Source organism: Blautia sp. OF09-25XD, from assembly GCF_003482095.1.
Classification (GTDB): Bacteria; Bacillota; Clostridia; order Lachnospirales; family Lachnospiraceae; genus Fusicatenibacter; species Fusicatenibacter saccharivorans.
Genome location: NZ_QUMG01000046.1, coordinates 1 through 1,618, shown reverse-complemented (window position 1 = coordinate 1,618; position 1,618 = coordinate 1). Strand labels below are relative to the sequence as shown.

1 pseudogene is annotated in these 1,618 nt (G+C 38.6%); it reads left to right on the top strand.

Annotated features, from left to right (window positions below):
- Positions 1–38: 38 nt before the first annotated feature.
- A pseudogene (locus tag DXA93_RS17515) lies at positions 39–1,511 on the top strand (Archaeal ATPase); the annotation flags it as partial.
- Positions 1,512–1,618 lie beyond the last annotated feature (107 nt).

The window sequence follows — 1,618 nt, the reverse complement described above, 5'->3', positions numbered from 1 at the left end:
GCACTTGCTTAAAAAATCATATCAGCGAAAGTAATCAAATGAGTCAGCCTGATTTTTTATACGAATTATTTGAAGATTTTATGGATGATCCGGCAAATCAGGATTTTTCTATGGATAATGGTCTGGTTTGTCGTTGGCTGACCGGTCAAGCAAAGATCAGTCCCAAAATATCTGCCTACTATTCCAAACCCAGTAATCAGAAAAAACTGGCAGAAACCATTCACCAGAATCTGCTTCCATTGATGTCTGACTGCAATATGGCTATGCAGGATATATACACATTATTTATACAAGATGACACCATCTCCGATGCCAAAAAGAAAAATCTGGCTTCTCTGTACAAACCAGCCAGCTCACGTCTGCTTTTTCTTGCAAAGCTGATTTCTTTTGGCATGGAGCGACAATTTATCAAACGTGATACTAAAAATCAAAAATTAATTGCCGGAGGTGCCCTGTCACCCATTGTGCTGGATTATATTATGGACAGTGAGGTTCCGAAACCATGCCGTCATTTTATCGGAAGAGATAAAGAACTGGAAGAATTATATACCATGCTTGAAGAAAACCGTCATGTTTTTCTTTGCGGAATTGCCGGTATTGGAAAAAGCGAACTTGCCAAAGCCTACGCAAAACATTACAAAGAGTATTACACTAACATTCTATATGTAGAATATACCGGCAATCTTCATCAGGATATTACTGACATGGATTTTATTGACGATCTGCCGGAAAGCACTGAACAGGAACGGTTTCAAAGACATAACCGTTTTCTGCGTTCCCTGAAATCTGATACTCTGTTGATCATAGATAATTTTAATGTCACTGCTACACAAGACAGCTTTCTGTCAGTAGTATTAAAATATCGCTGCCAGATTTTGTTTACAACCAGAAGCAGACTGGATGAATACTGTACTCTGCCATTAAAAGAAATATCAGATATGAACGCTCTCTTCCAACTGGCATCAGTATTTTATTCAGAGGCAGACACGTACCGGGCAACAGTTGAAAAAATCATCGAAACTGTTCACTCTCATACTTTTGCCGTGGAACTGGCAGCAAAACTTCTGGAAAATGGAATCTCGACTCCAGACCAGTTATTAACAAGACTTCAGGCGGAAAAAGCATCTTTCCATAACGAAGATAAAATTAAAATAATCAAAGATGGACAAAGCAGCAAAGCCACCTATTACAATCATATCCATACGCTGTTTTCTCTATACACTTTATCTCTTAAACAGCAGGATATCATGTGTAATCTATGCTTTCTTCCTTCCACCGGTATTTCTGCCCGTATATTTGCCAAATGGCTGGAACTGCCCACACTAAATGAAATCAACGATTTAATTGAGACTGGTTTCGTTCAGACAACAACACGTCGCACACTCTCTCTGCATCCGATGATTCAGGAAATCACTCTTTCAGAGACAAAACCATCTGTAAGTAGTTGCCACACATTGCTGGATTCTTTACAGCACATATGTTTAATGCATGGAATGGAAGTAGATTATTATCTATAAATGAGCAAATCCAAAATATTGCACAAAAGAAAGACACCCTCTGTAGAAGGATGTATAATTGAAGTACCAACAAACAACATACTCACTCAAACAAGGGGGTG